Here is a 26226-nt window from a genome sequence, read left to right on the forward strand (position 1 = left end):
TCTCTTCTGCGATGAAGAAGTTGGCTCTGTCTAACAGAGGTTCCGGTCAGGGTCAAGGAGATCGAGAGGGCCGCTGCCGTGCGTTCCGACCTGGTCGCGGACCGCGTTTTCGACCCGGCAAAACGGGCACGCGACAACCACTCCGCACACCGTTGTTGTGGTGCGGGGCTTCGGCTTTCCGGGACGCGGCCGCGGGGGCGCGATGTCGATCACCGCTCGGTCGGATCGTCCGGTTGCCGTACGCTTCTGCTATGAAGAAGCCTGCTCCCGACGCCGCCGGCACCCACTCGCCCGTGCCGCAGTATCCGATCGATTCGGTCGACAAGGCTCTTCGCATCCTGCTGCTCCTGGGGGATCGCCCCGAGCTGCGGATGACGGACGTGGCGGAGTACCTGGGTGTCGCTTCCTCCACCGCGCACCGGCTGCTGGCGATGCTGCAGTACCGCGGGTTCATCCGGCAGGACACCCGCACCAAGGCGTACCGGCCGGGCACGTCGCTCACGGCGGTGGCGTTCGCGATCCTGCAGCGGTTCGACGTGCGCGACACGCTGCGGCCGTTCCTCGAGAAGCTCAACAGCGAGTTCGCCGAGACGGTGCACCTCGCGATCCTCGACGGCACCACGGTGCGGTTCATCGAGGCGCTCGAAAGCCCGCGCGCCGTGCGCGTCGCTTCGCGGCTGGGCCAGGCGATGCCGGCCAACTGCACGTCGACCGGCAAGGCGCTGCTCTCGGAATTCTCCACCGAGGAACTGCACCGGATGTACCCCGGCGAAGCGCTGGAAACGCTCACGCCCAACTCGATCGGCACGCGCGGCGAGCTGGAGCTGGAACTCGAAAGCGTGCGGCGGCGCGGTTACGCGACCAGCAGCGAGGAGAGCGAGGAAGGCGTGGCGTCGGTGGCCGTCGCCTTCCCCGCCGGAAACCTCCCGGTGCGACTCGCGATCAACGTCTCGCTGCCGGTGGGCCGGCTCTCGCGCGCCGAGGTCCGCAACATCGGCGAGCGCCTCAAGGAGACGATCGCCGAGGCCACTCCGCTGTTGCATTAACCCGCTTCGAGCCGCGCGAGCTCGTGGCGCCAGGCCACGCCCTCGTTGAACGCCGGCCCGAGGTCGGGCAGCTCGGCCAGGTCTTCGGGCGGCAGGTCCACGAGCTGCCCACCCGCGCCGACCACCGTCAACGCCATGCGGGCGATCGTGTCCACCGACAGGGCCCGCAGCACCGCTTCCTGCACCGAACCGCCGCTGCTGGTGAGCCCGTGGCCCCGCAGCAGGACCACCGGCCGGCCGGCCATCGCGGCCACCATTTCCTTCGCCAGCACGCGGTTGCGCACCAGCACACCGCGCGGGTACACCGGCACGCCGCCGGTGGCGAGCTTGGCGCCCGGGATGTCGTAGGCACCGACGATCGGCCGGATCGCCAGCCCCGCCAGATCGGCCGCGACGACCGCCGGCGGGTGCGCGTGCACCACCGCGGCGACGGCCGGCTCGGACCTCAACACCTCGGTGTGCAGCGGCAGTTCGTTGGGCACGGACCAGCCGTCGAGCTCGCCGGGCGCGGCCGCGGCGCCGTCGAAGTCGACGAGCCGGATGTCCTCCGGGGTCGTCCACGCCAGCCCACGCTCGCGCTGCCCGCGGCAGCGCACGAGCACCCGGTTTTCGCCGACACGCAGCGACACGTGCCCGAGGAACCCTTCGGCCAGGCCCCGCGCGGCGAGCACGCGGCAGGCGTCGGAGATCAGTTGCCGTTCGTCCGGGAATTCGGTCACGACGCACCTGCCTGCACGGGCGCGATCAGCTTGTCGAGCACGGAAAGTCCTTCCTCGTAAGGCGTGTGCGCGGAGATGAGCCGGCGTGCGGCGACGAGCAGCCTCGGCCAGTTGACCGTGGCGACGGCGGCGAGCCGGCCGTCCGCGCCGCGGTAGAGCGCGGCGAACCGGGGCGGGTCGCCTGCGGGATCGCCGGCCAGCTCGAACGCGTCGGTGCGGTCCGGGCGCCCGGCGATCTGGATCTTCCAGTCGTACTGGTCGCTCCACGCGTATTCGGTGGGCCGGTAGGCCACCGGCGCCGACGGGTGCGCGATGTTGTGTGCCACGGCCGAAGCCTGCTCCACGGCGTTGGTCCAGTGCTCCACCCGCACGTGTTCACCGTGGCCCGGGTGGAACCAGCGGGCGACGTCGCCGACGCCGAAGATCTCCGGGTGGCCGACGGCTCGGCAGAACTCGTCGCAGACGAGCCCGTTGTCCAGCTCCAGCCCCGATCCCGCGAGCCAGCCGACCGCGGGCACCGCGCCGATGCCGACGACCACCGTGCCGGCCGGCAGCATGCTGCCGTCGGTGAGCGTGACCTCCAGCGCACCCGCGTGCCCGGTCACGTCCTGCACGCCGACGCCGAAGCGCGTGGCGACGCCGTGGCGGCGGTGCACGTCGCCGACCAACCGGCCCACCTCGTCGCCGAGCACGCGCCCGATCGGCGCCGGCAGCGGGTCGACGACGGTGACCGGCCGCCCGGCCGCGTGCGCGGTCGCCGCCACCTCGGCGCCGATGAACCCGCCGCCGACGACCACGACCGGGCCGTCCTCGGCGAGCGCGGCGCGCAGGTCCTGACCGTCCACAAGGGAGCGCAGCACGTGCACACCGGATTCGGCGGGCCACGGCGAGGGCCGGGCCGCCGCACCGGTGGCGACCACGAGCGTGTCGTAGCCGACGCGCGTGCCATCGGCCAGCACGACCTCGTGCGCGGCCGGGTCCAGCGCCGTCGCCGCCACACCGAGGCGCAGGTCGAGGCCGGCGGCCTCCTGCTCGCTCAGCAGCGCGAGCCGGTCGTGCTCCCACGCCCCGGCGAGGAACTGCTTGGACAGCGGCGGTTTGTCGTACGGCAGGTGCGGCTCGGCTCCGATGAGCACGATCCGCCCGTCGTAGCCCTCCGCTCGCAACGCTTGCGCGGTGCGCACCCCGCCGATCGACGCGCCGACGATCGCGACCGTGCCGCTCATCCGTCCACCACGCCGAGCGCACCCACCGGGCAGCTGCGCGCGGCCGCTTCCACGCGGGCGCGGTCGGACTCGGGGACGGTCGCGGTGAGCAGCACGACCTTGCCGTCGTCGTCGATGTCGTAGACGTCGGACGCGGTGGTGATGCAGTTTCCGTAGCCCTGGCACAACTCCAGGTCGGCAGTCAGCTTGGCCATGGTCTTCTTCCGTTCGGTCAGGATCGTTTGCGGGGCGCGGACACGCCGATGCCGCCGTCGGGGTGCACGGCGTGCCCGGTGATGCCGCGGGCGCGGTCGGAGGCGAGGAACACGTAGCTCCACGCGTGGTCTTCGCCACTCAGCGCCACGTTCAGCGGTACGCGGGCGGCGAGTTCCTCGGCGCGGCGCGGGGTGTCGCCGAGGCTGCGGTCGGCGGTGCCGAGGCTCGGCAGCCCGCGCAGGTCCGTGCCGAGCGTGCCGCCCGGCGCCACGCCGTTCACGCGGACCTCCGGCGCGAGGTCGTGGGCCAGCGCCGTGACGAGGCCGCGCACGGCGAACTTCGACGACAGGTAGAGCACGCCGCCGCGGCCGGGGTAGTACGACGAGGTCGACTCCGTGAGCAGCACCACGCCGTGGCCCGAGCGCTTGAGCTCCGGCAGCGCGGCCTTCACCGAGTGCAGGTGGCTCTTCACGTTCGTGCGGAACATCTCGTCGAACGCGTCGTCGAGCACGTCGGCGTCGAGGTCTTCGACACTGCGGTAGAAGTCGAACACACCGACGCAGCTCACCAGCACGTCGAGCCCGCCGAACGCGGTGACCGCGGCGGCCACGGCCGCGTCGTTGGCCGCCCGGGTGGTGGCGTCGCCGACCGTCACCGGCACGTCGGGCGCCTCGGTTTCCAGCGCCGCCGCCTTGGCCGCGTCGCGTTCCAGCACGGCGACCTGCGCGCCTTCGGAGCGGAACGCGTCGACCACCGCGCGGCCAATGCCCGACCCGGCTCCCACCACCAGCGCGCGCCGGCCTTCGAGCCAGCCCGTCACGACTCGTCCTCCACCTGCACCAGCGGCCCGAAGGGGTGGCCGATCATGGCGGAGAACGTCTCGGTGTTCTGCCAGGTCAGCGCTTCCAGCTCCAGTGGGCACAGGGACACCCACTGGCCCGATTTCGGCGACTCGATCAGCAGCCGCGCGCCGTTGCGGGTGTCGACGCGGCGCACCAGGATCTCGGCGAACTCGTTGCCGAGCCGGATCACCTCGCCGGTGGTGTGCGCGACCAGTTCGTCGTGTTCCGCGGCAGCCGCGGACGCCGCGTGGGCGTCCTCGGCCTCGCCTTCCCAGGAGAGGCTCACAGGAAGATCGCCAGGTTCTGCATGCGGATCACGGAGTCGTCCACGAGGATCGTGCGCCGGGCCAGCTGCCAGCCGTCCGGCCCGCGGCGGAGCAGGTCTTCGCGTCCGGCGGAGACGATCGAGCCGGGCAGCACGTCGCCGCGGCTGCGGAACAGCAGCGTGGCCGAATCGACCACGAGGTGGTCGTCGTCCTCGGTGGCGAAGGTCCGCACGTTGGACAGGTGGTGGCGCAGCCGCGAAGGCGGGTCCTCGGTCCACGCGTGCTCGGTCATGAACCGGGCCACGCGCCGCGACAGCGAGTACTTGTCCTCGTCGAAGTGCGCCATGCCGGGCGCGGTGTCGAAGCCGGCGCCGAGCGCGGTGGTGACCCGCACCGGCATCAGGTAGTGGATGTCCTCGGTGAGCAGGGTGAGCCAGTGCTCGTAGTCCTGCGCGTCGAGCAGCCAGGCCTCGTCCACCAGCCACTGGTGGGCTTCCCGGTGGCGCGCGTCGTCGAACGGCAGGGGCCGGCCCGTGCGCTGGATGCGCGACGCGTGGCCGCCGAGCGCGGAGCGGCTGGAGTGCGTGCCGGTGGTCATGCCTGCACCGCCTTCGCGACCTCGGCGGGCGCGCCGACCTCGAGCGCGGTGGCGGACTTCGCCGGCCGCTCGAGGTGGTCGGCCCAGCGGGTGAGCAGCTCACGCTGGTTGTATTCGCCGTACCCGGTGTGCGCCACGCCCGGGCCGTGGAACTCCTCCGGCGTGAGCGCGGGCACGACCTCGGTGTCGTCTTCGAGGATCCCCATGCGGCTGTTGAGCTTCAGACGCCGCGCCATCGAGCCGGCCGCGGTGTTGGTGAGCGACACCCAGTTCTCGACGTCGTCCTGCTCGAACATGCCGGTGGACCCGAAGCACATCAGGTACGCCTTGTAGGACAACGCTTTGTACTCTTCGGGTGCTTCGGCGTCGACCGCGAACCAGGACAGCACCTCGGTCTCGTTCTCGCTGATCGGCTGCCACTGGCGGATCGAGATGAACGGCAGCACGTCGTCGGAATCGGCCACGCGGGGCCAGTTGTGCACGAACGACAGGTTCGGGAACACCGAGGCCGCCGAGATCATGAAGCCGTCCTCGCCGATCACCTGCTGCTGCGCCTCGGTGAAGCTGGCCTTCATGCGGTCGACCATCTCCTGCGGGTAGCCGACGTAGCGCGTGCGCTCGTCGAAGCCGCCGGGCGGGAGTTTGTAGGTGGTGCCGCCGCCGTTGCCGGCCCAGTACGTGGCGCCGTCCTTGCGCTTCTCGGCCTTCGGCTCGCGGAACAGGCCGATCTCCACGACGGACGTGTGCGTCTGCGGCGTGTGGTACATGTCGCCGGCGAAGTTCTCCGCGCCGATCTTCCAGTTCGCCTTCACGCGCCACCGCTGCGGTCCGCGCAGCTCGATGCCACTGGGGCTCTGCTTGGTGTAGAAGTCCAGGTAGAAGCGGAAATCGCCGAGGAAGTCGGCCAGCGGCCCGGCGTCCGGGTCGAGACTCACGAAGATCAGGCCGTTGTAGGTGTCGAGGTTCGGCGCCGGCAGCAGCCGCTGGCCCTTGCGCTTGAACCCGGCCTCACCGCCGTAGGCCTCCTGGTGGAACGGCAGGCCCACGATGCGGCCGTCGTTGCGGTAGGACCAGCCGTGGTACGGGCACCGGAAGTGCGACGCGTTGCCCATCTCCGCCCGGCAGACCTGCATCCCACGGTGCAGACACATGTTGAAGTGGGCGCGGATCTCGCCCTTCTCGTCGCGGGTCACGATGAACGAGTCGTCGAGCACGCGGCGCACCACGTAGTCCCCGGGCTTCGCAATCTCCGACTCGTGGGCCACGAACAGCCAGGCCCGGCCGAAGACCCGCTCCCTCTCCAGTTCGAAGATCTCCCGGTCGTTGTAGATGTGCGCCGGGATCATGCCCCGCCGCACGTCGGACAGGGTGCCGGACTGGTCCGTCATCATCGACTCTCCTCTGACCCTCGGCGGGGCCCGCGAAACTCTGCACAACAGAAACAATCTCTGAACAGTAGAGCAGGAGGTACGGCGGAGAGTCAACTGTGACGTGGGCTGGGACCGTGGGTGCAGCGTCCGTCCTGGAGCGGGGCTCCCCGGAAGCCGGGGTTCTTCGGTCGGTAGCGGCGGGAGCACGAACAGCGAGGGCGCTTTTCACTCTCGCCGGACCACCTGGCCCAGGCGGTTTCGGACCGCGGCCGAGGCGGCCACCGGCGAGGAGCGTCCGGTGGCCGCGCGGTCCGCTCGGCCGTCAGCCCCGGACGACCGTCTCGACCAGCCCGGTACCGACGTCGTAGACGAGCCCGGAGACCCGGAACCCGGGAAGCCGCGGCTCGGCGCGCAGCACGGCGACATCCCGGGCGACCGCGGACCGCGGGTCCGCGACGCCGGGCAGCTCGGCTTCGGGCACCTCGAAGTACGGGGCCAGCAGGTCGGGCCGGTCCTGCAGCCGGGTGATCCCGCAGTCGGTGTGGTGCAGCACGACGAGGTGCCGGCCGGGGCCGGGCGCGGGCCCGGCGGCCGCCACCACGTGCTGGAGCATCACCAGCTGCTCCACGGCGTGCGGGGTGACCCGGCCGCCGACGTTGCGCAGCACCCCGATCTCGCCCTGCTCCGCGCCGAGCACCACGGCCGGGTCGACCCGCGGGTCGAAGCAGGTGATCACGTTCACGGCCAGGCTGGGCCGCATGCGCAGCCCCGCGTCGAACCTCGTCGCGGCGAAGGTCCGGTTCCGGTCGATGAGGGTGTCGAGCGCGTCCATCAGTTCGCTCCGGTGAGCAGGCCGGCGCGTTCGCGCGCGAACTCGGCGATGGACACGGGCGGCTTGCCCGTGAGCTTTTCGATGTTGTCGTCGAATCCGCTCAGCCGGCCGGCCTGGTAGTCGAGCATGATGCCGCGGATGGAGTCGACGAGGTACGCGGGCACACCGAGCCCGGCGACCACGGCGACGAACTCGTCGAGCGCGGCGTCCTCGTACCGGATTTCCCGGCCCAGCGCGCCGGACAGCTCGGCCGCCATCTGCGTCTGATTCAGCTCGGCCGGCCCCGACAGCGGGACGATTTCGCCGACGTGCCCACTCGGATCGTTCAGCAGTGCGGCGATCGCGCGGCCCAGGTCCGCGACGGCCACGATCGACGAAGTGCCCGCGCCCGCCGGCATCCACAGCTTGCCCCGGCGCAGGTTCGGCAGGATCCACGGGTAGGTGAGCCATTCCAGGAACATGGTCGGGCGCAGGTGGATCACGTCGATCCCGGACCACCCGAACACCTCCTGGGACAGGAACGTCTCCCGGGTCGAGACGCCGGCGGACTCGCGGCCGGTGTTGCGTTGCGAAAGGTTGAGGACGGTGGTGGCGCCACCGGTTTCCTTCACCGCCTGAGCGAAGTTCACCGTCGCCTGGATCAGGCCCGGCTGGATCGGGTGCACGAAATAGGCCGCGTCACTGCCTTCGACAACCGGGCGCAGGGTGGTGATGTCCTGGAAGTCGCCGACCACGACCTCGACTCCCTGCGCCTCGAGCGCGCGGGCGCGGTCGTCGACGGTGCGCACCATCGCCCGCACGCGGAGACCCAGCTCCAGCGACTCGCGAACCGCGGCGCGGCCGGTGCCGCCGGCCGCGCCGGTGATGAGAACGGTTCTCTTGCTGTCCGAATTGGACACCGCAGACATGTCAGACTCCTTGGGTTGATGATCGACAGGACGGGACGTCACGATCAACGCACCGCGCGTCCGTCCACAGGGGAATTACCGGGCCAGCGCCGGGTACAGCGCGGTGACATCGGCGGCGAGACCCGCCTTGACCTGCTTCGTGAGGTCGTCCACGAGAACCTCGTGTTCGCCCGCTTCGAGCGCGTCGAACACGGCGGTGACGACGTCGGCGGGCTTGTTCATGCCGCTGGTGTCGTTGCCCGCCTGCATCGGGGTGTCGGTCGGGCCGAGATAGGCGCCCAGCACCTGCACGCCGTCGGCGGCCAGCTCGAGGCGGAACGCGTTGGTGGCCATCCAGAAGCCCGCCTTCGACACGCTGTGGGCCTTGCCGACGGCGAACCAGCTCAGCACCGAGCCCACGTTGAGCAGCGCGCCGTGGGCCGAGCGCAGCGCGGGCGCCAACGCCCGGGTCAGCACGATCGGGCCGACCAGGTTGGTCTCGATCGTCGACTCGATGTCCTCGATCGGCGCGGTGAGCAGGTCGCCGTGCGGGAAGATCGCGGCGTTGTTGACCAGGATCGTGGTGTCGCCGAGCCGCGCGGCGGCCCGCTCGATCGACGCGCGATCGGCCAGGTCCAGATCCACGGTCACCACGCGCTCGTCGGCCCAGTCCTTCGCCTGGCGAGCAGCCGCGTACACGCGCTTGGCCCCGCGGTCGAGCGCGGCCTGGACGAACGCGGTGCCGAGGCCGCCGTTGGCCCCCGTGACGCAAACGGTGGCGTTCTGCAGTGCAGTCATCGTGCTTGTTTCCTTTCGGTTCAACGGATTTGGCGGGTGCGGCGGTGGCCGGCGCTGGTGAGCGCACCGGCCAGCGCCACGAGCGCGGTGACGACGCCGAAGCCCGCGGCCATGGCCCGCACGCTCACGGGACCGACGACGAGCCCCGCGACGATCGAGGAGACGCCCATCGAGAGGTAGGCGACGAGGTACACGGCGGCGAACAGGCCCGCGCGCTCGTGTGGCTTTACTTCCGGCACCAGCCCGCGGGTGGTGCCGGTGAACGACGCGCCCATCCCGGCGCCGCACAGCACGGCCGATGCCCAGAACAGGGCCAGTGCGCCGGTGCCCACACTGGCGATGAACAGGATCGCGCCGACGGTCAGCCCGGCCGAGCCGAGCAGCCGCAGGCGGTGCGGAGCCACCGCGCCGGCACCCGCCGACACGAGTGTGCCGAGCCCGAACGCGATGAACGCCGCCAGCGCACCGAAGATCGGGCCGGTCACGCCGAACACCGCCGCGAGCACGATCGGCACCAGGCCGAGGAACAGTGCCATGGTGAGGAACGTGGCGACCGTCCCGGCCACGGTCGCGGCGAACAACCCCCGTACCTGCGCGGGCACCGACAGCCGCGGCGTCAACGAGGCCAGCGCGCCGGGCTTGCGGCTCGACGTCTCCGGCACGAACAGCGTGAACACCGTCCCGGCCGCCATCACGATCGCGAGCACCAGCCACACGGTGGCCGTCGCGTGGGCCGCGAACTGCGCGACCAGGCCGGCGAACAACGCACCGACGGCCAGCCCCGCGATCGGCGCCATCCCGGCCACCTGCGCGCCGAGCTTCTTGTGCCGCTCGGGCGCGAGCTCCACCACGGCGGCGCTGATCGCGCTGGACGCGGCCCCGGTGGCCAGGCCCTGGACCACCCGGCCCACGATCAGCCACTCGATCGACGGCGAGAACAGGAACACCAGCATCGCCACCAGGTCACCGCCGAGTGCGGCGATCATCAGCGGACGCCGGCCGACGTGGTCGGACAGCGAGCCGATCACCAGGATCGTGAGCAGCAGCGCGATCGCGTACACGCCGAACGCGAGCGTGAGCAGCCAAGGCGCGAAGCCCCATTCTCGTTCGTAGATCGGCAGGAGCGGAGTCGGCGACCCGGCCGCGACCAGGATCAGCACCATCGCCGTGGCCATCCCGGCGAAGCCGACCGGCTTGGACAGGTACCGCCGGCGCGTGGCAGGCCCGAGTCTCTTGTGGACACCGGTGACCGGCTGCCCATGACTTAGATCGTTCACTGAAGCTTTCACATCGGTCACCATACCTAGTTTTGGTTCGATGACAATACCAAGCTGAAGATTTTTGGCTGTACCGCAGGCTTTTGAGCGATCCGTGGCGCGCGGAGACTCGCGGCGGCGACCTGCCGCTACGATGTTTCTATCATAGAGTTCACTTGCAAAAACGAAGTGTACTACCTGCGGCCTCGGAGGCAAACCCTCCTTGAACCTCGGCCACCGGTTCGTCGCGCGCACGCAAAAGAGACCCTGCCCGAACAGGCAGGGTCTCTTGGGGGACAGAGAAGCTCGCGCGCGTTCCTCCGCTACCGCAGTGGGCTCACGCCGGCCCGCGGCTCGTGAACACTCGCGTGAACGTGTCGAGCAGCTTCCGCGGCCCCTTGATCGTCACGAGGCCGCACTTGATGGCCTGCACCAGCTCCACGTACGAGGGGAGGTTTTCCGGCCGGAACGTGATCACGACACCCGGCTTCTCCGGAGCCGGCCCGATCCCGGCGTCGAGCTTGCCCTCGGTCACCACGGCGTGCACCACGAAATCCGGCGCGTGGATCTCCCACGAAGCGTTCAACCCGGTCGCGCGGTCGGGATCGAACGCCGCGCGCAGCGACGTGGTCAGCGCTTCCGCCGTCACGATCTCTCCGGGCCGCGGCTCACCCAGCTGTGTGGCGCCCCACCGCCCGAGCGCGTGGATCGCGGGCTCGAGCTCACGCCCGAGCGGCGTCAGCACGTACACGACACCCCGGCTCGGCGCCGGCGCGATCTGCCGCTCGGCGATGCCCGACTGCTCGAGCTCCTTCAGCCGCGTGGCCAGCACGTTCGACGGAATCCCCGGCAGCCCTTCGAGCAGGTCGGTGTACCGGCGCGGGTGGATGGCCAGGTCGCGGATGATCAGCAGCGCCCAGCGCTCGCCCACCAGCTCCAGAGCTCGGCCGAGCCCGCAGTACTGCCCGAAATCGCGCCGTTTCATCCCTCCAGAGTAGCTCGTGTCCACCGTCTTGTGCAGCGAGCTTGTCCCAAGCAAGCAGTGTTGCACTTCACTGGTCGAACCGTCCGCACCGCGCGGCGGCAACCCGGATGTGGATCGGTCACCATACAAAGAGGTAAAGTCGGCCCCATGGCACTGGGCACCGGGTACCACGATCAGAACTGTCCGGTCTCCCGCTCGCTCGAAGTCGTCGGCGAACGGTGGACCCTGCTGATCATCTGCAGCCTCTTCTACGGGCTGCGCCGCTACACCGACATCCGCAACAGCGTCGGGATCTCCCCCGCGGTCCTCACCCAGCGCCTCACCCGGCTCGTCGAAGAGGACGTGGTGGCCCGCGTCCCCGGCATCGGCGCCCACGACGAGTACGAACTGACGGCCAAGGGCGAGGAACTCTGGCCCGTGATCTCCGGCCTCTCCCAGTGGGGCAACGAGCACTACGTGCAGCCCGACGCCCGCCAGATCCTCACCCACCACCAGTGCGGCACCGTCCTCGACGAAACCGGCCTCTGCACCCACTGCAAAATCGTCCCCACAGCCCGCGACGTCGTCCGCCAACCCCGCCCCATCGACGCCGACGCCACCGGCGCCACGCCGCGCACTCCGCGGCCACACCGCCTCCTCGAGCCACTGCGCCCCTGAGCCCGGTGCCGATCGAGGTCCGTCCTGCGCTCTCGGCCGAGAACCTCGGCTCCACCGCTACGTTGCCGGGGACGCGTTTTCGCTCGACGGATCTCCTCGTCGGCGAGGTTCCTGGCCGCCATTTCACGCAAGAAATCGTGCGTCGCGGTCCTCGCCGGGGCTGAAAGGCCAGAACATCAGCCGAGTGCTTGAACCTCGGTCGCCAGCCCCTGCTGACCGGCCGCCCACGATGCCAACAGGGCCAGACCGTCCGCGGTCGCCGTGCCGGCCGGCGCGGTGTAGACGTTCAGGATCAGGCCGGGTTCGGCCGGCAGCTCCATCGACTCGACGTCCAGATCGAGCCGGCCCACCACCGGATGGTGCAGACGCTTGCGTCCTGACCGGTGGAGCCGAACGTCCTGAGATGCCCACCGCTGCCGAAACAGCTCACTGCGCGTCGACAATTCGCCGACCAGGGCGATCAGCTCCTCGTCGTGCGGATTGCGGCCGGCTTCCATGCGCAGCTTCGCGGCCACGTCACAGGCGATTCGGTCATAGTCGACGAAGAACGTCCTTGCTGCTTCGGGATCCAGATACACGAACCGCGCGGTGTTCGCCGGCCGCCGCGAGTCGGCCAGCACCGGTGAATACAGCGCGCGGGCAAGGTGATTCGTGGCCAGGACGTCATAACGACCGTTGCAAAGCCAAGCCGGCGCCGCGGTGATGGCGTCGAGCACTTGCTGGAGCGCCGGCCGCACCGTCGCGGCGGGTCGCCGTCGGCGCGGCCCGCCGGCCTGCCGCGCAAGGTGGAACAGGTGATCGCGCTCGGCCTCGTCGAGTTGCAAGGCGGTGGCCACCGCGTCGAGCACCCCGTCAGAGGCACCGGCGAGGCTGCCGCGCTCCATCCGCACGTAGTAGTCGACCGACACCCCTGCGAGCAGTGCGACCTCTTCACGACGCAGACCTTTGACCCGTCGATTGCCACCGTAGGCAGGCAGCCCGGCCCGCTCGGGCGCGATCCTCGCGCGCCGCGAGCTCAGGAACTCCTTGATCTCGGTGCACAGATCGATCTTGGTCACCTCTTCACCATAAGCCCCGCCCGCGGGCGAAGGGAGGCACTGCGGGTACCCCCGAAGGCCGGCGCCGCCTACGTGCCTGTTGCGGTCGTGGCGATGCCACCGTCGATCGGGATGATCGTGCCCGTGAGGTAAGCCCCGGCCCGGCTGGCGAGGTACACGGCGATGCCGGCCATGTCGTCGTCACGACCGAGCCGGCGCAACGGAGCCTTCGCCGCGATCGTGTCGCCGATCGCCTCGAGCGTGGCCGCCATCATCTGCGACGGGAACGGTCCCGGGGCCACCGCGTTCACCGTGACGTGCTGCGGGCCCAGCTCCCGGGCCAGCACCCTGGTCAGCTGGTGGAGCCCCGCTTTGCTGCTGGCGTACGAATAATTGGGCGACGCGGCCACGTGGATGGCGCCGATACTGCCGATGTTGATGATCCGCGCGGGGTCATCCGCGGTGCCCGCCCTGCGCAGCGCAGGGAGCAACGCCTGCACCAGCCAGAACGGCGACTTGAGGTTCAGGTCGAGCACCGTGTCCCAAGCCTCGTCCGGAAACGTCTCCAACGGCTCGCGCCACATCGCCCCCGCGTTGTTGACCAGAATGTCCAGCCGCGCCGACTCAGCCTCGACCAGCTCAGCAAGCCGCTGACACTCGTCATGCCTGGAGAGGTCTGCGGGGAATGCCTTCACGTCACCAAACTCGGCCAACAACCGCTGCGCCTCCACGCACGCGTCCGCCTTGCGCGAGCTGACAACCACGCGCGCACCCGCCTGCAGAAGACCGCGCGCGATCATCATCCCGATTCCTCGGGTGCCGCCAGTGACAAGCGCGTACTTCCCACTCAGATCGAAAAGGTCTGCGTGGGTGGTGAACTGGTTGTCCGCCATGGGTTTTCGTCCTCCGGGTAGCTGGGCGCCGACTCAAAAAGGCTGGCAGGCATCCAGGACGCCCGGGAGACCCTGGCATTACAGGTACTGCGAGAGCCACCAACTCGACGTCGGCGGCATCGCCCTGGTTCACCTCTGGAGCCCGAAGCGTTGCCGTGGGACGATCAGGCCAGCGACGAGATCCAGTTCTCCCGCACCGACGCGATAGGTCAGAATCGGTTGACTGACAGATTCGAAACGAAAAGCCTGGCGCTCATGCCCGGCCAGAAAGTCCGGGCCACGATCCTCAGCCACCACCGCTGGGGCGTACTCGTCGAGATCGCCGGCCACGAGGACGCCGGCCTGTCGGCCTCGATAGACATGATCCAGCAGTTCTCCACAGCCAAGATCAGCTATGACGAACTACTCTCGCGCTTCCCACCAATCGGCTCGCAGATCGATGCGGTGATTCAGCACATCAACCGCTGGTTTCCCCCGGTGTCGGTGCGCCTCAGCATCCGCCCTTCCGACCTGGAGTCGTTCGCCTGGCCCTGCGACTTCTGCGGTGAACAAACCACGCTGAGCCCAGGCGGAGACGCCCTCGTCCTGGACTCGCGCAGCAACGACGGCCCAGGAAGCCACACCGTCATCGCCCACCGACACTGCCTGGCCGAGCGGATCCACTCAGAAGCCCCCGGAGAACGCGCACGCGCACTCAAGATCGGAAAGCGGTGACGCTGCTTCCACCGCGGGCCGCCGGTAAGCAGCCGAACCTGGACGAAATCGAGGCCCATTTCGTGGCACTCCTCGACGGACGAATGACCCGCGACGCCGTCGACCGCTGGGCCCGCCACTGGCGCACCGACGCCAGCCTCTCGTGGGACCCACTGAGTCTGTGGGCCTTGGATCTCCTCTTCGGAATCGATCTGCGCCCGGGCCCAGGCGAGCCCTACCTCCATGACGACAGCCAGGTGCAGGATTGGCTGGTCGAGCTACGGACTCGACGCGCCTCCTTCGTCGATTTCGAGCATTGATTTCCGCTAGCCAACCGCCAATCCAGCGACTCACCGGCCGCCCATGCACTCATACAGGGCCCATCACTACCGGGGCGAGCCGTCCTACCCACGCCGGCACATACCCAACTCGACGACCCTCTACAAGTGGGTGCCTCTTCGTCCATCCCGTCGACCTGGCGCCAGCCCGATCAAGCCTGTCAAGGGGGCACCGCTCCACCTACCGCCAGCGCACCTCGAGACTGCCCCCTTGACAGGCTTGATAGCCCTCGGGAGGTCGCCGGGATGGACGACCGGCACACACGGACGCAACCGGCGCGCTCGGCCCGGCCATCCCGGAGACCTGCCCGTCCGGCGAGGACATCTCTTGATCAGCAAACCTGTTCAACACCCGCCGGAGCGCGGTCTCTGGGCCGACTTCTCGACATCGCGCGAACATCAGCCCACAAAAATCGAACGCAACTGGGGAACTTGATCTCGCTTACGCCTCACTTGCCACGAACGAAGCAGCATCAGCCCATTCCCAAAAAACCCGAGACGCAGCCTCTTCTCGCTCAAGGAGACCGATAATACCAGCTACCTCGACGCCAATGGGAACGTCGACTGCAGCATGCCGATCACCACTCCACTCCCTCAACAGGCCGAGCCGCGAAATCTCAGCTTCAAACTCCCTCGCCACACTTGAAAAGCCCGGAGTTTCCAGTAGGAAAACCCGCAATACCCTCCTCCCAGACTTGCCGACCACTCGGGCAACCGTGGTTCCATCCGGGGAAAGAGCGACAATATCACCAAGAGAAATACCATAAACCCGAAAAGGAATGCAGCACACCTCAAACAACCCATCTTCGAGCCTCTTGAGCCATAACTGCTCCACCTCCCCCTCAAAACCGAACGGCGCGAGATCAGCCCGTGCAATGCAGTCGCTGTCCCCTCGACCAACCGGACTCTCATGAACGATGAACTTCATGCGACACTCCACGTCAAAGCCGGCTCGAAGGTGACTGCAAGTCCCACGCAGCCTAGGCGGCCGACAACCACCACAGCCGTCACGACAACCGCACACCAAGGCGCCTACTGACCAGCACACCCCGGCCCCTAACGGCGCCGACTGATCGGACCGTCCGTCGCCCCGTTCATCGACGCTCCACCTCGCCCGATCGACGACAACGACCCGACTCGCCGAATCCACACCACGGCGGAAACCCGCAGCTCAAGCAGCCTCTCGGCTTGCGTAGACGCCGTAAGTGCCCCCGACGGGGTTCGAACCCGCACTGGGTCGATTTTAAGTCGACTGCCTCTGCCGATTGGGCTACGGGGGCACGGACACCTTAGCGGGACCGCGCCGAGCCGTCAGATGCGCGGCGTGTGATCCGCCACAGCGGACGGCGGAGCCAGCTCCGACGCACCGACCGGGGACAACGCGTCCATCACCAGATCCAGATACCGCCGCCACCCGTCCGGCACGGAGGGCGGGAACGACGGCAACGTGCCCACCAGCATCAGCACCAGCCGCGGCACGTCGTCCGCCACCAGGTCCGCGCGGAAGACCCCGGTGGCCTGCCCGGCAGCCACCGAGGCAGCCACCGGAGAGAAGAACCGCCGAGCCAGATCCATCGTCAACGCGCCAAGGTCACCCGCCGCCGTGAACAGGGGGCGTTCGGCGACCGCCAAGGCCACCGCGGCCGAAAGCGCCTGGTAAACGCCGTCACGCGGCGGCGCAGAAGCCGCCCGCGCCAGAGCGGGCGCGAGCACCTCGTCGAAGCGTGCCTCGAGCACGGCGCGCACCAGGTCCTGTTTGTGCGGGAACCGTCGGTAGAGCGTGGCGACGCCGACGCCGGCCGCCGTGGCGATGTCGTCCATGGAGGCGGCGACGCCGCCGGCGGTGAAGACCTCGTGGGCCGCGTCGATGATGCGGCGGGCGTTGCGGGCGGCGTCGGCGCGCAGCGGCTGGGGGGACATGCCTTACACTACCAACTGATAGCTCACTATCACTTGGACAGGAACCCCCATGGCAGAAGGCTTCTCCCGTCGTCAGCTGTTCAAAGCGGCCGCCGTGGCAGTGCCCGCGGCGTCCGTCACGCAGGTCGACCTGCGGACGTTTCCCTCGCCCGACCTGCGGCCCTACGTCGACGAGCTGCCGGTCCCGCAGACGATCCGCGGCGACCACCGCCTCGCCATGGCCGAGTCCACGCACCGCTTCCACCGCGACCTCGCCCCCGCGCCCACCTGGTCCTACGGCGGCGCCGAGTACCTCGGCCCAACGATCGAGGCGCACACGAACGAACCACTAAAACTGACCTTCGACAACAAGCTCGGCAAGCACCTCTTCGCCGCCGACGTCGACCCCACCCTCGACGGCGCGTCGGAAGAAAGCCGCACCAGGCCGCACACGTCGGTGCACCTGCACGGCGCCGTCACACCGCCCGACATGGACGGCCACCCGATGGACGTGTTCCTCCCGGGCCAGAGCCGCACCTACCGCCACGAAAACCGCCAGCCCGCCGCCGGTCTCTGGTACCACGACCACGGCATGGGCCTCACGCGCCTGAACGTCCACGCGGGACTCGCCGGCACGTACCTCCTGCGCGACGACGGCGACACCGGCGACCGCACCAACGCGTGGCACCTGCCCAGCGGCGAGTTCGAACTGCCGCTGATCCTCGCCGACCGCCGCTTCCACGCCGACGGCTCGCTCAACTACCGCACCCTCACCCTCGTGCCGCAGGGTCACTGGGACGGCGGCCAGATCGGCGACCGGCTGACCGTGAACGGCAAGGTCTCGCCGTACGCGAACGTCGCCCGCGGCCAGTACCGGTTCCGCGTGCTCAACGCGTCGAACTTCCGCGCCTACCACCTGTTCTTCCGCGACCGCCGGCCCTTCCACGTGATCGGCAACGACGCGGGCCTGCTCGACGCCCCCGTCGTCACCACCGAAATCCGCCTCACCCCCGGCGAGCGCGCTGACCTCGTGGTCGATTTCTCGGACCTCGACAAGGGCGAGCACGTCGACCTGATCAACGACCAGCAGGAAGCCGCCCTCATCGCGCTGGTCACCGGCGCGCAGCCGCTGCCCGACGTCGTGCGCTTCACGAGCACCGGCGCGAAAGGACACCAGAAGGCGCTGCCGACCCGGTTGCGCTTCGCGAAAAGGCCGAAGGCGCCCGATCGCCGCCGCGTCGTCACGCTCACGCAGGACCTCACGCTCAAGCGCTGGCCGCCGATCGGCATGTCGCTCAACAACCTGTGCTTCGAGGACGACCCCATCGCGATGCCGCGCCAGGGCACCACGGAGCTGTGGGAAGTCGTGAACCTCACCGTCGAGGACCACCCCGTGCACCTGCACCTGGTGAACCTGCACCTGGTCAACCGCCAGATGTTCGACCCGGTCGCCTACGCGCTCGCGAACCCGCGCCCGCCGATGCACACGGAGTGGGCGCCCCCACCCGACGCTTTCCTCATCGGCCCGCCCAAGCCGCCCGCGCCGTGGGAATCAGGGCCGAAGGACACCGTGAACTGCCCGCAGAACTCCGTCACGCGTTTCCTCGTGCACTTCCCGACGGCCGACGAGCTCGGCTTCGACCCCGACGCCAAGTTCCTGCCGGCGAGCATGACCCACGACATGGCCGGCATGGACATGAGCCTGCAGGGTTACGTCTGGCACTGCCACATCCTCGACCACGAGGACGACTGCATGATGGCCCGCTACCGACTGGTCCCGTGAACGCGAAGGAGCCGGACCGCACAACCACGGTCCGGCTCCTTCGAGAAAAACTCAGCCCTTCGAAACGCGGGCGAACTCTTCCTTCGGGTTGTTGATCTGCCCGAGCGAGATCACCTCACGACGGAACAGGCCGCCGAGCATCCAGTCGAACAGGATGCGGATCTTGCGGTTCCACGTCGGCATCGCCTTGAGGTGGTACGCGCGGTGGAAGAGCCAGGCCGGGAAGCCCTTGATCTTCAGGTTCAGCGCGTCCGCCACACCCTTGTGCAGGCCGAGGCTCGCGACCGCACCGAGGTTCTTGTGGAAGTAGTCCTTCGGCTGGCCACCGCGAAGAACCTTGATGATGTTCTTCGACAGCAGCGTCGCCTGGCGCACAGCGTGCTGCGCGTTGGGCGGGCAGGTGGCCGTGGGGTCCTGCTCGGTGCGCGAGAGGTCGGGGATCGCGGCGTTGTCGCCGGCCGTCCACACCTCGGGGTGCCCGACGACCTGCATCGCGGCGGTGGCCTCCACGCGGCCGCGCTTGTCGAGCGGCAGGTCGGAGTCGGCCAGCACCGGGTTGGCCTTCACACCGGCCGTCCAGATCAGCGTCTCGGTGTCGAACTCGGTGCCGTCCGAGAGCACGACGTGGCCGTTTTCGAACGACTTCGCCGCAGTGGACAGGTACACCTCGATGCCGCGCTTCTCCAGCTGCTGCACGGTGTACACGCCGAGCGTCTCGCGCACCTCAGGCAGGATGCGCCCGGCGGCCTCCACGAGCACCCAGCGGATGTCCGCCGGCTTGATGTTCGGGTAGTAGTTCTCCACCGCGAACCGGGTCATGTCCTCGAGCTCGGCCAGCGCCTCGATGCCGGCGAAGCCGCCGCCGACCACCGTGAAGGTGAGCAGGCGCTTGCGCAGCTCGGGGTCGAGCGTGCTCGCCGCCTCGTCGAGCTTGGTCATGATGTGGTTGCGCAGGTAGATGGCCTCGCCGATGGTCTTGAAGGCGATGCCCTGCTCCGCCAGGCCCGGGATCGGCAGGATGCGGGCGACGGCGCCGAGCGCGACCACGAGCACGTCGTAGTTCAGCGTCTCGATGTGGCCGTCGGCGGCCTCGACCGTGACGGCCTTGCGCTCGTTCTCGATCTTCGTCACGCGCGCGGTGAGCACGTGGCAACGCTTGAGCACGCGGCGCAGGGGCACCACCACGTGACGGGGTTCGATCGCGCCGGCCGCCGCTTCGGGCAGGAACGGTGCGTAGGTCATGTGCGGCTGAGGGTCAACGACGGTCACGGAGGCCTCGTTGGCGCGCAGCATCTTCTGGAGCCCGTACGCCGTGTACAGGCCGACGTATCCACCACCGAGGATCAGGATCCGAGTCGGTTCCGACTTAGCAGCCATGCGTCCATAGTCGCACCTGTTCAGCCGTATTGCTCGGGTACCCCACCCCGCTGTGACCAGCGTCGCCATGCAGGCGGTAACGATTCAGAAGAGGCCCGCCGCCGAGGCCGCGGCGGCGAAGACTTCGCACACCATCGCGTGAGTCACGCGTCCAGTCTGGACATTACGGGGTGACACGTGGTAGCAGCCATGGAGCTGTAAGTCACCGAGCTCGAGCACCGTCCCGTGCGCGAACGCGGGCCGCGGCGAAGGCACCGGCAAGCCGGCGTCGGCGAGCACCGGCAGCAGCGCCTGCCAGCCGAACGCGCCGAGCACCACCACCGCCTTCAGCGTGGGCGCCAGCAGCCGCAGCTCGTCGGCGAGCCAGTGGCGGCAGGTGTCGCGCTCGGCCGGCGTCGGCTTGTTCTCGGGCGGCGCGCAGCGCACCGGCGACACGAGCCGGGTGCCGCGCAGGGTCACGCCGTCGCCGCGGTGCGTGGACGTCGGCTGCGACGCCAGCCCCACCTCGTGCAGCACGCGGAACAGGAAGTCGCCCGACGGGTCGCCGGTGAACATGCGTCCGGTGCGGTTGCCGCCGTGCGCCGAGGGCGCGAGGCCGACCACGGCGAGCGCGGCGTCCTCCGGGCCGAAGCCGGGCACGGGCTTGGCCCAGTACTCGTCGTCGGCGTACGCGGCCCGCTTCGTCGCGGCCACCTGCTCACGCCAGGCCACCAGCCGCGGGCACGCGCGGCACCGGATCACGGCGTCGTCCAGCTCGGTGAGCGCGGACATCAGTCGAGCGCCGCGCGACAGAGGTGGTCGGCCGCGCGGGTGGTCTCGGGCAGGCGGTAGCGCGGGCTCAGCGCGAGTGTGAGCCGGGTCGCGTGGTCGAGGCTGATCAGGTGGCCCGCGGACACGTACACCGGCTTCACGCCGGGCCGCGTGCGCAGGACCTCGCCGACGTGGGTGTCGCCGTCGAGCAGCGGTGCGCTGTCGCCGGCGGCCGGGCCGGGCTCGGCGTGCGTGCCGACGAGCCGCGTTTTGCCGACGCCGAACGCGGGCGTTCCGGTGAGCACACCGAGGTGGCAAGCGAGGCCGAAGCGCCGCGGGTGGGCGAGTCCGTGGCCGTCGCAGGCGAACACCTCGGGCGGCCGGGTGAGGGCGGCGATCGCGTCGAGCAGCGGCGGGAGCTCGCGGAAGGCGAACAGGCCAGGCTCGTAGGGGAAGGTGACCTCCCCGGTGACCACGGCTTGGTCCACGATCCGCAGGTCGTCGAGGCTCAGCGTGACCGCGGCGGCGGCGATGCGCTCGCCGGCCGGGTCGTAGGCGACGTCGAGGCCGGTCACCGTCGCGGGGTCCGGGCAGGCGTCGGTGAGGTCCACGCCGGCGCGCAGCGTGGCCTGCACCTCGAGTGCCTCCGGAATCGTGGCGGGCCAGCGCATTGCGCCAGCTTTCCACAGCCGCGTTGGATAGGTTGGGGTCCATGTCGGACACCACCGAAGAGAAGCCCGAGACCCCGGCCACCGCTGAGCAGCCACCGGCGCCCGTCGACGACCTCGTGACCACACACCACACCCTCACGGTCAAACGGCGCAAACTCGCCTACACCGCGCAGGCCGGGCGCGTCGTGCTGCGCCAGGAGGTGGTGAAGGACGGCAAGTCGGAGGGCCACAAACCCAAGGCCGAGGTGTTCCTCACCGCGTACACGCTCGACGACGCCGAGCCGGGCACGCGCCCGGTCACCTTCGCGTTCAACGGCGGCCCCGGCTCGTCCAGCATCTGGCTGCACATGGGCCTGCTCGGCCCGCGGCGCGTGCTGTCCGGCGACGTCGACGACCTGGTGGCGCCGCCGTACGGGCTCGAGGACAACACCGAGACCCTGCTGCAGCACAGCGACCTGGTGTTCATCGACCCCGTGCAGACGGGCTACTCGCGCGTCGCCGAGGGCGGCGAGTCCAAGGACTACACGGGTTTCCAGGGCGACATCGAGTCGGTCGCCGAGATCATCCGGCTGTGGGTCTCGCGCAACGAGCGCTGGCTCTCGCCGAAGTTCCTGGCCGGCGAGTCGTACGGCACGCTGCGCGCCGCGGCGCTCGCCGGGCACCTGCAGGACCGCTACGGCCTGTACCTCAACGGCCTGCTGCTCATCTCGTCGGTGCTCGACATGGGCACGCTGCGCTTCCACGAGGGCAACGACCTGCCCTACTCCCTCTACGTGCCCACCTACGCCGCCATCGCCCACTACCACGGCTTCCACGGCGACCGCCCCCTCGACGACGTCCTCGCCGACGCCGAGGACTTCGCGTCGAAGGAACTGCCCTGGGCCCTGGCCCGCGGCGCCCGGCTGTCCACTCAGGACCGCGCCGAGACCGTCGCGACCCTGGCTTCGTTGACGGGCCTCTCGGAGTCCTATGTGGACCGCGTGAACCTGCGCATCGAACACGTCCGCTTCTTCACCGAGCTCCTGCGCGACCGCGGCCTCCTCGTCGGCCGCATGGACGGCCGCTTCACCACCTGGGAAGTCGACGGCGGCCGCGAGCACATGAGCGACGACGCCTCCATCTCCCGCATCATCGGCGCCTACTCCGCCGGCTTCAACCACTACATCCGCGCCGAACTGGGCTACCAGAACGACCTGCCGTACGAGATCCTGTCCGGCGACGTCTTCAAGGCGTGGTCGTACAAGGACTTCGAGGGCCGCTTCGTGTCCGTCGTGGACTCGGTGAGCGCCGCGATGCGCGCCAACCCGCACCTGAAGGTCCACGTCGCCTTCGGCCACTACGACGGTGCCACGGCGTACTTCGCGTCCGAGCACGTGCTCGCGCACCTGCAGATCCCGGACGAACTGCGCGACAACATCGAAACGGCGTACTACCCGGCGGGGCACATGATGTACGTGCACGAACCGACGCGGGTGCAGCAGTCGAAGGATCTGGCCAAGTTCGTGAAGGCGGCTTCGAACCGTTAGTCGGTTTTGGTGGGGCACGGTCACTTCTGCCGTGCCCCACGCTTTTCTCAGCCGCTGCGAAAGCAGCAGCATCACATTGGCGGGCAACGGCCGACGCTCACCACACGAGCCAGAACCGCCGGGCTTACACCGATCCGGGCGAGCACTCTACTTCACCCCTTCGGCTGCACTCTCTCCCCATCGTTCGCCGCCTGCGTTCTCGGCGGCTCAGTCCAACGACGACTCCGGCCACCGCCTCGCCCCACCAAGCCGCTGGTAGCGCTGGCGCATTCCCTGGCGACTCATCCCTTGTGCAGCGCCGAGGGTGTCGAAACTCTCGCCGCGATCGAGCCCGCCCTCGATGAGCCGGATCTCGGTTTCGTCCAGCTCCCGCCGAATCTGCGGCAGCAGGTTCAACGCGGCGGTGATGTCCTCGGCACTGACCTCTGCCGCGGTCGGCAGCCCACGAGCTCGCTGCTCCTGGTCGAAGCGCGCTTCATTATTGGCGCAGACGCTCACGAGCAACGCCAGCGCGTGGAGGCCAGGATGCCGGCCGCGGTTGTGCTCGGGACCCGTTCACAAGTCGTACGGATACAGCTGAATCTCCGCAGCGCACACCCGCACCACCTGCCCCGACTCCGGCGCGCGCCCCGCGAACTCCAGCAGCAGCACATCGTCACCGAGACACAGCTCGATCACGTCATCGACCCGAAGCACCGTGCCAGTCAGGAAAATCTCGCCGCGCGAGCCCTCCACGACCGCAGCGCCATCCGGCTCGGCCGCGGCGCAGTCGACCGGATCCGGCACCTCGAGCTCCACGAACACCTCACCCGAGGCGACGGCAGTTCCCTTCCACACCGCGGACGCAGCACCGCGCGACGACCTGAACCGCATCACGCGTCCCGGCGCGGCGATCCCGATGATCTCGACTCTCACCGAACCATTGTCACCCGTTCACAACACAAGATCCGCCAACCGGTCCACCTCCGCCACCTCCGCAACAGTCGGCGTAAATGTCAGCTCGGTCAACCCCGCCGACTCGAACTCCCGCACGATCCCCCGGATCCGGTCCGGCGTGCGGACCGCACCCTCCGCAATGGTGGCCGCGTGAGAACCCGCGTAGGCGTAGTACGACCGCAGATAGGCATCACCAAGGTCACCTGCAGACGCCGAGAAATACGCCAGTCCCAACAACCGTGGCTCCCCAACCCGACCAGCAGCAGACCACGCCGCCCGGATTTCCTTCACCGTAGGCTCAGCGCGCGAAGGACCGCCACCCGCGCCGGTCCAGCCGGCGGCGTGCTCCACGGTACGGCGGACGGCACGCTTGCTGTGGCCGCCGATCAGCAACGGCACCTCCGGCACCGAGCCGACCACAGGCCGGATCTCATCCGGAAAGTCGCCCGCCTCAACAGCCACACCCTGCCAAGCCCGGCGAAGATACGCCAACTGCCGATCGAACGCCGCGCCCCGCGAAGCGAAATCCAGCCCCACCGGCAGGTAATCCGACTCCCGCGCTCCCACGCCGAGACCGAGCGTCAGCCGTCCGCCAGAAAGCCCCGCCACCGTCCCGGCGACCTTGGCCAGCACCGCGGAGGGATACGTCGGCGCCAGCACGGCGTTCGTCAGCAGCCCGATCTCCGTGGTCGCCCCCGCGACGCCGGCCAGCGCCGTCAACGAATCCCACGACGGATAAGCGACCCGCCCGATCGTGGACACAAAAGCGAAACCGCGCGCCTCCGCCCGACGTGCCCAGTCGAGCAGGAGACGGGCGTCAGTGCCGGGAATGGTGTTGGGGATGCCGATGCCGATGCGCATGCCGCCAGTGTGCGACGCCCCGGACAGACCCGCAGCGCAACCGGCCCCCTCACCCGGAGGCAAGGGGGCCGGCAGCCGAAAATCACTTCAGGAACTTCGCCCCACGCGTCACCGCGGCATAAGCGTCCACCGCACCATGACCGTAGAACCCGTTGAACGCCGCAGTCCCCTCACAAGTGGCCGTGAACGAAGCGTCGCGGCCCTCCTTGAGGTAATCCACCGTCCGCGGCACCGGGCAGGCCACCGGAGAAGCCGTCCCCTCGATCACGCGCTGCACCGCATCCGGGTCGAGCCCGAAGCCCGACCCCGACTTCTTCCCGTACTCCGACACGATCAACGCCGCCACACCCGTCGCGTGCGGCGTGGCCATCGAAGTCCCCTGCAGCCACTGGTAATACCCGACCCGGCCGTCACGCGCGACAGCCTTCTTCACGCCCGCCGAAACACCAGCCGGAGTCACATTGCCGGCCGCGTCCACGTTGCCCTCGGCCACCGCCACGTTGCGCGGATAGGCCGACAGGATCTCGTTCTCCACGGTCTGGAACCACGGCGTCCCGAAGCCGTCCCGGAAGTACCCGCCCGGGGCCGACACCGAAATCTGCTCCGTGCCGTAGTTCGAGTAATCCGCCTTCGCCTGCGACGGCCCGAAGGCGCCGACCCCGATCGTGTGCGGGCCTTCGGTCGGGAGGTTGAAGCAGGAGGCGTTGTTGATCTGGCGCGGGTGCGCCGCGCTGCTCGGGTAGTCCGGGCTGGTGGCGTCAGGCGCCGGCGCGCCGAGGTCGGTGTGCTCGTTGCCGAGCGCCACGACCATGGTCACGCCCTTGCGGTGCGCGTAGTTCATGGCCCGCGTGGTGGCCTCGATGACCGTGCGCTGCTCGGCCTGCTCCTCGGCCGAGTCGGCCGGGTTGGCGCGGCAGTTGTAGAGCCACGGGTCGGTGTAGAAGCTCATGTTCACCACGTCGATGCCGGCGTCACCGGCGTAGGTCAACGCGTCGACCGTCGGCTGCAGGAAGAAGAAGCCCGAGTCCTGGCCGGCGCGGATGTTGACCAGCGACACGCCCGGCGCGACGCCCGAGACGCCGAAGCCGTTCACCGCCGCGCCGATCGTGCCGGCGACGTGGGTGCCGTGGCCGTTGTCGTCGTGGTCCACGGGGTCGACGCAGCCGCGGTACTCGCACGGGCCGTCCACCACGGCGCCGTTGACGTCCGCCACGATGTCGCGCGTGAAGTTGCGCGAGTCGGCGCGGTCGAAGTTCGGCGCGATGTCCGGGTGGCTCGCGTCGACGCCGGTGTCGATGATGCCCACCTTCACGCGCTTGTCACCGGGCTGCACCTTGCGCGCGAGGTCCGACCGGGTCGACTTCAGGCCCCAGAGCTGGTCGTCCAACGGGTCCGTACCAGACGACCCGCGGCGCGCCGAAGAAGCAGAACCGCGGCCCTCCTTCTCGACCACGTTCGGCTTCACCTTCTTGCCACCCCGCGGCGACGACCCGATCGCCTTCGAGCGGGCCGCGCCGAACACGGCACCGGAAGCCGAGACCCGCGAGACGAACCCCGAGGCCGGCGCCGTCGCGGTGATCAGGCCGACGGCGGTGTTCGTGGCCACGACCGTGCCCCCGGCCGCACGCACCGCGTCGGCCGCGGCGCCGACGTCCGACCGGGCCAGCACCGTGTACTCGGTGACCGGGCCGGACACCCCCGCCGACGCGACCGGAACGGAGAACGCCGCGCCGAACAGGGGTACCGCCAAAACGGCGAAGAGCAGTCTGGGTCTTTTCACTGGTC

The 26226-nt window shown here is 69.4% G+C and carries 29 protein-coding genes and 1 tRNA gene; 6 read left to right on the top strand and 24 right to left on the bottom strand.

From position 1 onward, the window contains the following. Positions 1–251: 251 nt before the first annotated feature. Positions 252–1046 (top strand): IclR family transcriptional regulator, encoded by a 795-nt coding sequence (locus VSH64_RS30500; RefSeq protein ID WP_326566195.1) that lies wholly within the window; start codon positions 252–254, stop codon positions 1044–1046. On the opposite strand, the gene VSH64_RS30505 is transcribed toward VSH64_RS30500, so the two are convergent. The 12 genes from VSH64_RS30505 to VSH64_RS30560 all read right to left on the bottom strand — a co-directional run bounded on the left by VSH64_RS30505 (position 1043) and on the right by VSH64_RS30560 (position 11020). Then, entirely contained in the window at positions 1043–1765 is a 723-nt protein-coding gene (locus VSH64_RS30505) for a class II aldolase/adducin family protein (RefSeq protein ID WP_326566196.1), read from the bottom strand. The genes VSH64_RS30500 and VSH64_RS30505 overlap by 4 nt on opposite strands. Continuing rightward, positions 1762–2991, bottom strand: a complete 1230-nt coding sequence (locus VSH64_RS30510; protein WP_326566197.1) for an NAD(P)/FAD-dependent oxidoreductase — start codon at positions 2989–2991, stop codon at positions 1762–1764. Before VSH64_RS30510 ends, VSH64_RS30505 begins: the two co-directional genes overlap by 4 nt. Beyond that, positions 2988–3185, bottom strand: coding sequence for a ferredoxin (locus tag VSH64_RS30515; RefSeq protein ID WP_326566198.1), 198 nt, complete (start codon positions 3183–3185; stop codon positions 2988–2990). The genes VSH64_RS30510 and VSH64_RS30515 overlap by 4 nt, the downstream gene beginning before the upstream one ends. A gap of 17 nt (positions 3186–3202) precedes the next feature. Then, positions 3203–4006, bottom strand: coding sequence for a 3-(cis-5,6-dihydroxycyclohexa-1,3-dien-1-yl)propanoate dehydrogenase (hcaB, locus tag VSH64_RS30520; protein WP_326566199.1), 804 nt, complete (start codon positions 4004–4006; stop codon positions 3203–3205). Further along, positions 4003–4314 carry a hypothetical protein gene (locus VSH64_RS30525; protein WP_326566200.1) on the bottom strand — a complete coding sequence of 104 codons (312 nt, stop codon included), beginning with the start codon at positions 4312–4314 and terminating at the stop codon, positions 4003–4005. The genes hcaB and VSH64_RS30525 overlap by 4 nt, the downstream gene beginning before the upstream one ends. Then, positions 4311–4892 carry a 3-phenylpropionate/cinnamic acid dioxygenase subunit beta gene (locus VSH64_RS30530; protein WP_326566201.1) on the bottom strand — a complete coding sequence of 194 codons (582 nt, stop codon included), beginning with the start codon at positions 4890–4892 and terminating at the stop codon, positions 4311–4313. The genes VSH64_RS30525 and VSH64_RS30530 overlap by 4 nt, the downstream gene beginning before the upstream one ends. After that, positions 4889–6283 (bottom strand): Rieske 2Fe-2S domain-containing protein, encoded by a 1395-nt coding sequence (locus VSH64_RS30535; RefSeq protein WP_326566202.1) that lies wholly within the window; start codon positions 6281–6283, stop codon positions 4889–4891. The genes VSH64_RS30530 and VSH64_RS30535 overlap by 4 nt, the downstream gene beginning before the upstream one ends. Positions 6284–6584: 301 nt before the next feature. Further along, a complete protein-coding gene (locus tag VSH64_RS30540; RefSeq protein WP_326566203.1) occupies positions 6585–7094 on the bottom strand; it encodes a carbonic anhydrase in 510 nt (169 codons plus the stop codon). Further along, complete coding sequence (locus tag VSH64_RS30545; protein ID WP_326566204.1) at positions 7094–8002, bottom strand: NmrA family NAD(P)-binding protein; 909 nt, start codon at positions 8000–8002, stop codon at positions 7094–7096. Before VSH64_RS30545 ends, VSH64_RS30540 begins: the two co-directional genes overlap by 1 nt. 75 nt (positions 8003–8077) lie before the next feature. Then, positions 8078–8779, bottom strand: a complete 702-nt coding sequence (locus VSH64_RS30550; protein ID WP_326566205.1) for an SDR family oxidoreductase — start codon at positions 8777–8779, stop codon at positions 8078–8080. Between the two features lie 20 nt (positions 8780–8799). Further along, the gene (locus VSH64_RS30555; protein WP_326566206.1) at positions 8800–9954 is read right to left on the bottom strand and encodes an MFS transporter; all 1155 of its coding nucleotides are present in this window, start codon (positions 9952–9954) and stop codon (positions 8800–8802) included. Between the two features lie 418 nt (positions 9955–10372). Beyond that, a complete protein-coding gene (locus VSH64_RS30560; RefSeq protein ID WP_326566207.1) occupies positions 10373–11020 on the bottom strand; it encodes a winged helix-turn-helix transcriptional regulator in 648 nt (215 codons plus the stop codon). 147 nt (positions 11021–11167) lie between these two features. On the opposite strand from VSH64_RS30560, the gene VSH64_RS30565 reads away from it, so the two are divergent. Then, positions 11168–11677 (top strand): winged helix-turn-helix transcriptional regulator, encoded by a 510-nt coding sequence (locus VSH64_RS30565; RefSeq protein ID WP_326566208.1) that lies wholly within the window; start codon positions 11168–11170, stop codon positions 11675–11677. A gap of 176 nt (positions 11678–11853) precedes the next feature. Here VSH64_RS30565 and VSH64_RS30570 read toward each other — a convergent pair whose 3' ends face one another. Then, a complete protein-coding gene (locus VSH64_RS30570; RefSeq protein ID WP_326566209.1) occupies positions 11854–12735 on the bottom strand; it encodes a helix-turn-helix transcriptional regulator in 882 nt (293 codons plus the stop codon). Between the two features lie 68 nt (positions 12736–12803). Next, a complete protein-coding gene (locus tag VSH64_RS30575; RefSeq protein ID WP_326566210.1) occupies positions 12804–13607 on the bottom strand; it encodes an SDR family oxidoreductase in 804 nt (267 codons plus the stop codon). A 150-nt stretch (positions 13608–13757) separates the two neighbouring features. Here VSH64_RS30575 and VSH64_RS30580 point away from each other — a divergent pair, with 150 nt between their 5' ends. After that, the gene (locus VSH64_RS30580) at positions 13758–14321 is read left to right on the top strand and encodes a hypothetical protein (RefSeq protein ID WP_326566211.1); all 564 of its coding nucleotides are present in this window, start codon (positions 13758–13760) and stop codon (positions 14319–14321) included. Then, positions 14318–14620, top strand: coding sequence for a hypothetical protein (locus tag VSH64_RS30585; protein WP_326566212.1), 303 nt, complete (start codon positions 14318–14320; stop codon positions 14618–14620). Before VSH64_RS30580 ends, VSH64_RS30585 begins: the two co-directional genes overlap by 4 nt. A gap of 460 nt (positions 14621–15080) precedes the next feature. On the opposite strand, the gene VSH64_RS30590 is transcribed toward VSH64_RS30585, so the two are convergent. The 3 genes from VSH64_RS30590 to VSH64_RS30600 form a co-directional block, all read right to left on the bottom strand. Further along, positions 15081–15566 (bottom strand): DUF4265 domain-containing protein, encoded by a 486-nt coding sequence (locus VSH64_RS30590; RefSeq protein ID WP_326566213.1) that lies wholly within the window; start codon positions 15564–15566, stop codon positions 15081–15083. A gap of 278 nt (positions 15567–15844) precedes the next feature. Beyond that, positions 15845–15918, bottom strand: a tRNA-Leu gene (locus VSH64_RS30595). Positions 15919–15949: 31 nt separating this feature from the next. After that, positions 15950–16558: a TetR/AcrR family transcriptional regulator gene (locus tag VSH64_RS30600; RefSeq protein WP_326566214.1), complete on the bottom strand. Its 609-nt coding sequence runs from the start codon at positions 16556–16558 to the stop codon at positions 15950–15952. A gap of 49 nt (positions 16559–16607) precedes the next feature. Between VSH64_RS30600 and VSH64_RS30605 the strand changes: the two genes are divergently transcribed. Beyond that, positions 16608–18320, top strand: coding sequence for a multicopper oxidase family protein (locus VSH64_RS30605; RefSeq protein ID WP_326566215.1), 1713 nt, complete (start codon positions 16608–16610; stop codon positions 18318–18320). 51 nt (positions 18321–18371) lie between these two features. On the opposite strand, the gene VSH64_RS30610 is transcribed toward VSH64_RS30605, so the two are convergent. The 3 genes from VSH64_RS30610 to VSH64_RS30620 all read right to left on the bottom strand — a co-directional run bounded on the left by VSH64_RS30610 (position 18372) and on the right by VSH64_RS30620 (position 21118). Further along, the gene (locus VSH64_RS30610) at positions 18372–19697 is read right to left on the bottom strand and encodes an NAD(P)/FAD-dependent oxidoreductase (RefSeq protein WP_326566217.1); all 1326 of its coding nucleotides are present in this window, start codon (positions 19695–19697) and stop codon (positions 18372–18374) included. An 84-nt stretch (positions 19698–19781) separates the two neighbouring features. Beyond that, positions 19782–20468: a uracil-DNA glycosylase gene (locus tag VSH64_RS30615; RefSeq protein ID WP_326566218.1), complete on the bottom strand. Its 687-nt coding sequence runs from the start codon at positions 20466–20468 to the stop codon at positions 19782–19784. Beyond that, positions 20468–21118: an endonuclease V gene (locus tag VSH64_RS30620; RefSeq protein WP_326566219.1), complete on the bottom strand. Its 651-nt coding sequence runs from the start codon at positions 21116–21118 to the stop codon at positions 20468–20470. Before VSH64_RS30620 ends, VSH64_RS30615 begins: the two co-directional genes overlap by 1 nt. A 41-nt stretch (positions 21119–21159) precedes the next feature. On the opposite strand from VSH64_RS30620, the gene VSH64_RS30625 reads away from it, so the two are divergent. Continuing rightward, positions 21160–22644, top strand: a complete 1485-nt coding sequence (locus VSH64_RS30625; protein ID WP_326566220.1) for a S10 family peptidase — start codon at positions 21160–21162, stop codon at positions 22642–22644. 207 nt (positions 22645–22851) lie between these two features. Here the strand turns inward: VSH64_RS30625 and VSH64_RS30630 are convergent, their stop codons facing one another. The 4 genes from VSH64_RS30630 to VSH64_RS30645 form a co-directional block, all read right to left on the bottom strand. Then, on the bottom strand, positions 22852–23142 hold the full coding sequence (locus tag VSH64_RS30630; RefSeq protein WP_326566221.1) for an SNARE domain-containing protein: 291 nt from the start codon (positions 23140–23142) through the stop codon (positions 22852–22854). A gap of 57 nt (positions 23143–23199) precedes the next feature. Beyond that, on the bottom strand, positions 23200–23442 hold the full coding sequence (locus tag VSH64_RS30635; RefSeq protein ID WP_326566222.1) for a hypothetical protein: 243 nt from the start codon (positions 23440–23442) through the stop codon (positions 23200–23202). A 135-nt stretch (positions 23443–23577) separates the two neighbouring features. Beyond that, positions 23578–24441 carry an LLM class flavin-dependent oxidoreductase gene (locus tag VSH64_RS30640; protein ID WP_326566223.1) on the bottom strand — a complete coding sequence of 288 codons (864 nt, stop codon included), beginning with the start codon at positions 24439–24441 and terminating at the stop codon, positions 23578–23580. An 82-nt stretch (positions 24442–24523) separates the two neighbouring features. Then, the gene (locus VSH64_RS30645) at positions 24524–26221 is read right to left on the bottom strand and encodes a S8 family serine peptidase (protein ID WP_326566224.1); all 1698 of its coding nucleotides are present in this window, start codon (positions 26219–26221) and stop codon (positions 24524–24526) included. Positions 26222–26226: the final 5 nt, after the last annotated feature.

The sequence above is a fragment of the Amycolatopsis rhabdoformis genome (genome assembly GCF_035918295.1).
Lineage (GTDB): Bacteria > Actinomycetota > Actinomycetes > Mycobacteriales > Pseudonocardiaceae > Amycolatopsis > Amycolatopsis rhabdoformis.